The organism is uncultured Methanobrevibacter sp. (genome assembly GCF_900316895.1).
In the GTDB taxonomy this organism is placed as follows: Archaea; Methanobacteriota; Methanobacteria; order Methanobacteriales; family Methanobacteriaceae; genus Methanocatella.
This window is the reverse complement of sequence record NZ_ONER01000071.1, coordinates 1-7,621: the sequence shown is the minus strand read 5'-3', so window position 1 is coordinate 7,621 and position 7,621 is coordinate 1. Positions and strand designations below refer to the sequence as shown.

Annotated in this window: 10 protein-coding genes; 3 read left to right on the top strand and 7 right to left on the bottom strand. The window is 33.9% G+C overall.

From position 1 onward, the window contains the following. Positions 1 to 1,034 (bottom strand): HEAT repeat domain-containing protein (locus tag QZN27_RS07640; protein WP_296785954.1); only part of this gene is annotated, 1,034 nt, incomplete at its 3' end. A 1-nt stretch (position 1,035) separates the two neighbouring features. Beyond that, a complete protein-coding gene (locus tag QZN27_RS07635; RefSeq protein WP_296785953.1) occupies positions 1,036 to 2,082 on the bottom strand; it encodes a ribonuclease H-like domain-containing protein in 1,047 nt (348 codons plus the stop codon). 333 nt (positions 2,083 to 2,415) lie between these two features. On the opposite strand from QZN27_RS07635, the gene QZN27_RS07630 reads away from it, so the two are divergent. Genes QZN27_RS07630 through QZN27_RS07620 form a run of 3 tightly spaced genes read left to right on the top strand, consistent with a single transcriptional unit; the run spans position 2,416 to position 4,093 of the window. Beyond that, a complete protein-coding gene (locus QZN27_RS07630; RefSeq protein WP_296785951.1) occupies positions 2,416 to 2,799 on the top strand; it encodes a hypothetical protein in 384 nt (127 codons plus the stop codon). An 11-nt stretch (positions 2,800 to 2,810) separates the two neighbouring features. After that, the gene (locus QZN27_RS07625) at positions 2,811 to 3,548 is read left to right on the top strand and encodes a 4-phosphopantoate--beta-alanine ligase (protein ID WP_296785948.1); all 738 of its coding nucleotides are present in this window, start codon (positions 2,811 to 2,813) and stop codon (positions 3,546 to 3,548) included. 5 nt (positions 3,549 to 3,553) lie between these two features. Beyond that, the gene (locus QZN27_RS07620) at positions 3,554 to 4,093 is read left to right on the top strand and encodes an AAA family ATPase (protein ID WP_296785945.1); all 540 of its coding nucleotides are present in this window, start codon (positions 3,554 to 3,556) and stop codon (positions 4,091 to 4,093) included. On the opposite strand, the gene QZN27_RS07615 is transcribed toward QZN27_RS07620, so the two are convergent. From QZN27_RS07615 to QZN27_RS07595, 5 genes are all read right to left on the bottom strand, one after another. After that, positions 4,094 to 4,774, bottom strand: coding sequence for a TIGR00289 family protein (locus QZN27_RS07615; protein ID WP_296785942.1), 681 nt, complete (start codon positions 4,772 to 4,774; stop codon positions 4,094 to 4,096). It lies immediately after the preceding gene. Position 4,775: 1 nt separating this feature from the next. Further along, entirely contained in the window at positions 4,776 to 5,534 is a 759-nt protein-coding gene (locus QZN27_RS07610) for a hypothetical protein (protein WP_296785939.1), read from the bottom strand. A gap of 122 nt (positions 5,535 to 5,656) precedes the next feature. Next, the gene (locus QZN27_RS07605) at positions 5,657 to 6,082 is read right to left on the bottom strand and encodes a class III signal peptide-containing protein (protein ID WP_296785936.1); all 426 of its coding nucleotides are present in this window, start codon (positions 6,080 to 6,082) and stop codon (positions 5,657 to 5,659) included. Between the two features lie 2 nt (positions 6,083 to 6,084). Then, the gene (locus QZN27_RS07600; RefSeq protein WP_296785933.1) at positions 6,085 to 6,909 is read right to left on the bottom strand and encodes a prepilin peptidase; all 825 of its coding nucleotides are present in this window, start codon (positions 6,907 to 6,909) and stop codon (positions 6,085 to 6,087) included. A gap of 137 nt (positions 6,910 to 7,046) precedes the next feature. Continuing rightward, on the bottom strand, positions 7,047 to 7,621 hold a 575-nt coding region (locus tag QZN27_RS07595), incomplete at its 5' end, for a gamma-glutamyl-gamma-aminobutyrate hydrolase family protein (RefSeq protein ID WP_296785930.1).

Here is a 7,621-nt window from a genome sequence, read left to right as displayed (position 1 = left end):
TTTGTTATTGCATGATTTCTTACAAACTGGTCATCGTCTTCAAGAGCAATCTTAATCAAATCTTCAGGATTGGAAATGTTTTTAACAGCGATTTGGCGAACAAACCTGTCATCATCGGATGCAATAACCTCCAATAAAACATTTTCATCAGTTATCTTTTTGACCGCTTCGCTTCTGACAATCTTGTCGGAATCATTTAGGGCAATCTGTTCCAATAACTCTTCATCGTCGAGTTTCTGAACTAAATCCAATCTCACATCCGCTTTTTTGGAGTTTATGGCAATGTCTCTTAAAATATCTATATCATCAATTTTATCAAAAATCAGGGTCCTTATTTTCGCGTTATCCTCATTCAATGCAATGTTTTCGAGGCATTTGTCATCTTCAATCTTTTTGACCGCAGCAATCTTAACAGATTCATCCTTATCCTCAATTGCCACTTTCTGAAGCATCTCTTCACTGGCGAATGTTTCCTTTTCCACACAGGCCTTTCTGATTGATTTGTCCTTTGCCTTAAAGACCAGATCATATAATACATCAGCATCATTAATTTTTTCAACGGCGGCATTTCTGTATCTTTTATCCTGAGCATCGATTGCAATCCATTTGAGGGTTTCCTCATCAACCACCTTTTCAAAGATTTCATCAACCTCAGGACCCTTTTTTGTATTGATTACAACTTCGGCAATTGATTTGTTGTTTTCACCAAGCCTTTCCCATGCAAAGCTTCTAACATCGAAAAATTGGGAGTTTTCAGCAGCATCCCTTAAAAGTCTTTCATCCTTAACATTATTTATTGCAATCAGTCTGATTGCACGGTCCTTAACGTTTTTGGCCAAATCCAAAGCCACATATTGGTCAGTGATTTGGTCGGCGGCGGCCGCTCTTTGATACCTGTCCTTGCTGTTTATGGCTATGTCCTTTAAAACCAGTTGATCCTCATCAATTTCCAAATCATCGGGAATTACCTTTTCTTCCTTTTTAGGTTTTTCTTTTTTGTTATCGCTTTTCTTGAATCTGTCAAATAATCCCATTTTAATTTACATCCCTATACATTTTATCTAAAAAGCTTGCAAGTGAAATAATATCCTGGGCATTGTGCTCTATTATCGGCACTACGGGACCTATATTATTCTCTTCTAAATAAGCATCATAATATCCGGGAATATACTGTCCCGGAACATCATCAACACGTTCTATTCCAAACAATTCTTTTTCTATTGTTTGCAGCTGGCAATTCGGCAGCTTTTCACCCCATAGATTTTTTGCAAAATACATCAAATCAAGGTGAGGCAAATCCAAATCGGCATCAATCCTATTGTATCTACATCTATTTTTTATGAAAGGTACATCAAAAGTTTTTCCATTGAATGTCACATGAATTGAATCCTCATCCAAATGAGACAGGTAGGCATCAATGATGCTTGCCTCTTCGGTGTAATCCCTCAGGAAATATTGAGATGCCACTATGTTGCTTCCCTTGATTTCCGCAACACCTATCAAAATTATCGGAACATTAGACAAACCTTTTGTCTCAATATCCATGAACTTGAAGTTTTCCTCATCCGTTAAGCTAATGCTTTTGATTACGTTATCCCTGCATTTTTTTGAATATCTGTTATCGTCCAACAGGTCAATGATTTCACAAAATGACATCTCATCCAAATTCCTTAAAAACTCAGATGCGGAATCGCCATACCTGTCATGATTTGTAAGAGATTCAATTGTATCATAACCTTTATTCTTAAGATTCTGCTCTGTTTTAAGACCTATTTTCGGCAGCAATTTCAAATTGCAGTTCATCTGATGCATGAAATCATTATCCTCAATATTAAAATCTATCCTTTCCTTTTTTGTTATTTTCAGTACGTCTCCGAAGGATGTCTTGGATATTTTACAATCCATTACCTCATTCAAGGATTTCTTATCATATTCGATTAAAAGCTTTTCTTTCAAATCCTGATAATATGATGGGGATAGTTTTCTTGCCTTATTTTTTGCGGTTTGCGATGGATTTTGTGAGCTTATTGAGTTGGATAGTGCTTTTCTCAAATATTCCTCAAAATTATAATCTTGCTTCATTCAATTAAACTTTATAAATTCCCTAATATAAAGCTTTTTAATAAAGTATACTTGAATTTTTATAAAATATAATAAACTTTATATATGGCAACTTTCAAATAATATAATTGGCTACAAAGTAGCCTAGAGATAGATTAAAACAGCCAAATTTTAAAATTCATTTCTCTAAAAGCTTGAAAAAACAAGCGGGTAGATAGTTAATTAACTTAATTATCTACCACCAACTTCAAAACTATTTTTAATTAGAAAAGCAATTCAACTGTTAAAAAACCTTAGAAAAGTATTTAATATTTTAGAATAAAAATATAATTAATTAACATTTAAGGTTTGAAAATGAAACTGAAATTAGGCATAATATGTGGAATTCTAATATGGATTATAACTTCATTTTTTACAGGAATTTTAAAACCGATATTCAACTCCAGTCTTCCAAGAGTAAATATAATTGTGCCGATAATTACAATTATCGTAACAGGATTTTTCGGAATACTCTATATCAGAAATATTGAAAGCAATGAAGTTATTGAAGGTATTTTAGTTGGAATACTCTTTGTCATTATAGATATCATTTTAGATGCAATTTTTTTCGTTATTCCAAATGCCGGAAAATTAATAATAGGAGATTATCCCCTACATGTCATTTCCATAACCATACTCACATTATCAATAACAACCTTTTTAGGATATTTAGCTCAAATGAATATTGATTTAAAGTAAGGAGAAAAAATATGATACCAAAATCACACCCAAGGTATGAATCATTATTATTAAGAGACAAAATCGTCAAAGCCTCAAAGGAAGGGTATTTGGCAGAATCAGCCATGATTGCCCACGGCAGAGGCGAAGCGTTTGATTATCTGATTGGAGAGAGGACCACATATCCCGCAAAAAGGGCAATGTATGTGGCAGTGGCTGCACTGCTTTTATCAAACAACCCTGTGATTTCAGTTAACGGCAATGCAACCGCCCTTGCATGTGACGAGATAATCGAACTGGCCAGAAGTGTTAATGCAAAAATTGAAATAAACCTGTTTTATAGAACAGACGAGAGGGTAAAAATAATTACCCAACTGTATAAAGACCATGGATATAAAGAAATTTTAGGATCATTAGATGATGATATCGAATATTTGAATGAAATAAAAAATAGCAGATCTTCAGCAAGCAAAACCGGAATATACAGTGCAGATACAATACTTATTCCCTTAGAAGATGGAGACAGAGCAGAAATACTGAAAAAAAGCGGCAAAAATATAATAACAATTGACTTGAATCCGCTTTCAAGAACATCAAAAATGTCTGACGTGTCCATAATGGACAATATTGTTCGTGCAGTGCCGTTTATGACAAAGATAGCTGAAGACCTAAAGACTCAGGATAAGGAAATATTAATGGAATTAGTTAATGAATATGACAATGATGAAAATCTTAAAGAATCATTAGCGCAAATAAGAGTAAAAGAGTGAATATAATGCAAGTAATGGGAATATCTGGTATGCCAGGTTCTGGAAAAAGTATAGTTTCTGATTTGGCAGCTGAAAAAGGAGCAATTATTGTTAGTATGGGCGACATTGTACGAGAAGAAGCCAAAAAAAGAGGAGAAGGTAGCAAAGAAACTGCCCAAAATCTGAGGAAGGAACATGGCCCATACATAGTGTCTGAACTTACAATCAAAAAGATTAAGAAACTTCAGGATGACGGTGTCGAAAACCTGATAATCGTTGAAGGCATAAGAAGCCATCATGAAGTGGAGATGTTTAAGGAAAATTTCGATAACTTCATTATCCTTTCAGTATTTACCAATCCAACAATACGCTTTGAAAGACTGAAACTAAGAATGAGAGAAGACGATTCACAGGAATATTCCGAATTTGAAAGAAGAGATCAAAATGAGTTAGGTTTTGGAATTGGAACCGTCATTGCACTTTCCGATAAGCTAATAATTAACGAAAGTGATTTGGAAAGCTTTAAGGATGAAATTACTGAATTCCTAAATGAAATTGGCTTATAATCACTTTTCCCTTAAAACAGCATCTTCGATTATAAAAACACCACTATCAAGATGCCATTCTTTTTTATATTTTAATATTTCAATTCTTTTTTTAAAAATAGGTCCGTCAACAGCCAATGTTTCGGCTTCACCGCCTTCAAAGGCTATGTCAACATGATACTTTTCATTAAGTTTGACAAGCTCGTCGATTGTATCATCATCAATTATTCGCCCCAGCCAGGATTCATCCAATCCCCATGCAGCGACACCGCAAATCATTATCTTAAATCCTAATGAAACGATTTTGCGCATATATTCAAGCTCATCCACATGCCAGTAAGGAGAAATTATTTCCAAACCGACTTCATCGCCCAATTTTTCAATCCTAGATTTTTGATAGACAGAATAAAGTGCACCAGTATATATTGCCTCAACGCCCAAATTCTTAAGCTCAACAAAAGCAGCCTTTAAATCTTCAAGCTCCTCTTCCTTAACACCATCTGTTTCAACTGACATTATAGGAATATCAAGTGCCTCGGAAAGCAGATCGGTAACATGAATATTTGGAACATGAAACATGTATGATTCATCATTTTTAGATTTCATTGAAAGAAGATATTTTACATCTTCTTTCGCTTCCAAGGCGGCATAAACAGCCATGGTACTGTCCTTGCCTCCAGAAAATAAAATCGCCACACTCATACTATCGTTTACGTTTGGTTCTCATGGATTTTCTAAATCTTCTATATGCCGGAACAACAGTGTCCATATAAATTCCTATCAATGCGACAACAACTCCAATACCGCCGCAAACCAATGTAAATTCAAGATTTGACAACATTGAAGAGTTTGTTGCATTTACAGTGCTTTGAACTGGTCCTTCAATATTGCTTGCTACAATTCCTTTATTAAGCAATACCTGTTTAAAGTCATCCAAATGAGCTGAATCAACAACTAAAACAGCATGAATCTGAGCATATGACAGTGTCTCACCATATACCAATTTAAACCAATCTGAAAAAGTTTTTAAAGCTTCAGAAGATGTGTAATTATCTGCCAATTCTATAACGATTTTATCCTCGGTTACATTATAGCTCTTATAGTTGCTGTCAATATTTCCAACTATCTCTTCAAAATAATCATGTTCCGCTTCATTAAAGTGCCACATCGGAATCGAAATAGAAGTTTCATCAAATGATTTGAAACCTTCCATGGACGATACGTCATTCCTAAGGCCGTTAGTATCAACAGAAGATGACAAATCAAGATATAATGTTTCTTCATTATTAGGCATGTTCTTTTCAATAGTGCTTGCAACATCAGGCAGCTCTTCATAAATCGGCTGCAGGAAGAACGCTCCACCGATGGAACCGATTAAAAAAGCTACTGCTAAAACCAATAGTATTTCACGTTTTGGCATGTATTGCCTTAACATTCCTATTGAAAAAACAAAAACCATCATTATAATAAATAAAACAAGGTAAATTATTAAAGTTATTATATCCATATATTTCACACGCCATTTAACAGTATATTTAAATATTAAATTATAATACTTAAAAAAACTTTTGTATGAAAATTGGATTAATTGACATATATCTGCATATTTTCACTGTTTTCAGGCCATTCCACAATTACTGAATTTTCACCTTTTCTTAATTGCATGCTTGATTTTTCAAGAGTCGATTTGAAATATATTTTTTCAGCTTTATTTTGACCATCTTTAAGCTTTAGATTGCACGAAATATGATCACTTGCAATGTTCACCTTCAAATCTTTTGACAGCACGACATCAATCCTTTGTTTTGATCCCTGACCCTGCCCATAAACTTCTTCAATGGCCTGGGATATTTTTGACAGATCAGATTTTATATTTAATGCATCGGATACATCCAATGTATTTTCAATCGTCAATTCGGTTAAAGGCAATGTAAAAGCAATCAATAAGATTAATGATATTGCAAATATCAATAAATACTCAAGGGAAACCTGCCCTTTATTGTCAATCATCGCTACACCACCAAAACCAGATTTTTTGCAAATAGCATTATTATGTCTCCATAAAATACCGCTACCAGCAAACCTGCAAATATTGCCGGAGTGAAGGGATAGGAAATCTTTATGGATATGCATTTGCCGATGAATCCCTGAGCGCTCATTATCTTTATTAGATACATGTCCTTTTCAGTTATTCCACCGGCACTCATGGATTTGAAATAATATTTTCCTTCATCGCTTTTGCTTTCACAAACTTCCAGATTGCCGTCGACATCATTTATCAACTCAATGATATACTCTTCATCGAAATAAAAATTATTCACGATGTTTCCTTCCTTCAAATCATTTATAGGTATTGTTTTATTCAAGGTCGAATGTATCATCTTTCTTAGATTCTCAATATTCAGCAGGGTTATCAAATAAAAGGGATGCTTTTTGAATGCCTCATTTTTTGCGATAAGATGGCAGACAAATATCACCAAAAATGGAAATGAAACCAGAATGCTGTTTGCAACGACACTGAATGAAAATGGATATATTGACATCTGTGGAAAAACATTCAAAAAATCTATATTAAGTCCACTTGGTATTACTGTAGCAATAGCAGTAAACAGTCTCACATCACCACCACCCCACATTTTTAATTTCCACAACAAATAAGTTATAGAGTATGTGATAACCATTGAAATAATTGAAGCTAAAATGAATTTAACATTACCTGTAATTAATGACAAAATCAGATTTGACACCAGTCCAAACAACACCAGAATATAACATAATTTTTCAGGAACAACATTGTCTCGAATATCGTAAATTGATGCCAAAATGCAAAATAGCATTGTAATAATTATTTGAATCAAAAATATGGTACTAAAATTCATGATAGTACTATTATAACTCAAAATATATTAAATAAATAGAAAGTCAACTCGTCAAATTGATTTTGAGTTGTAAAATTGTAAAAAAAATAGAAAAATTAATTTTTAGAAAACTCATAAATAGCTTCTAAAAATGCTTTAAATAATGGATGTGGCCTATTAGGTCTTGATTTGAATTCCGGATGGAATTGACAACCGATAGCCCAAGGGTGATTTGGCAATTCAACAATTTCAACTAAGAAATCGTCAGGACTTGTACCTGAAATTATCAAACCTTTTTCCTGCAAATCATCTCTGAAATCATTGTTAAACTCATATCTATGCCTGTGACGTTCTTCTATATCTGTTTCACCATAGGCTTCATAAGTTTTGGTTCCTTCAATGATTTTACAGTCATATGATCCTAAACGCATGGTTCCACCCATGTTTTTGATTTTCTTTTGCTCTTCCATCATGTCAATAACAGGATATTTCAAATTGTCATCGAATTCAGAACTGTTTGCATCAGGATAACCGTTTCTTCTTGCAAATTGAGTAACCATGGACTGCATTCCAAGACAGATTCCAAACAGAGGAACATTATTTTCAATTGCGTAATCAATTGCATCCAATTTGCCTTCAAAACCACGTTCTCCAAAACCTCCAGGGATTAAGATACCATCAAATTCCTTTA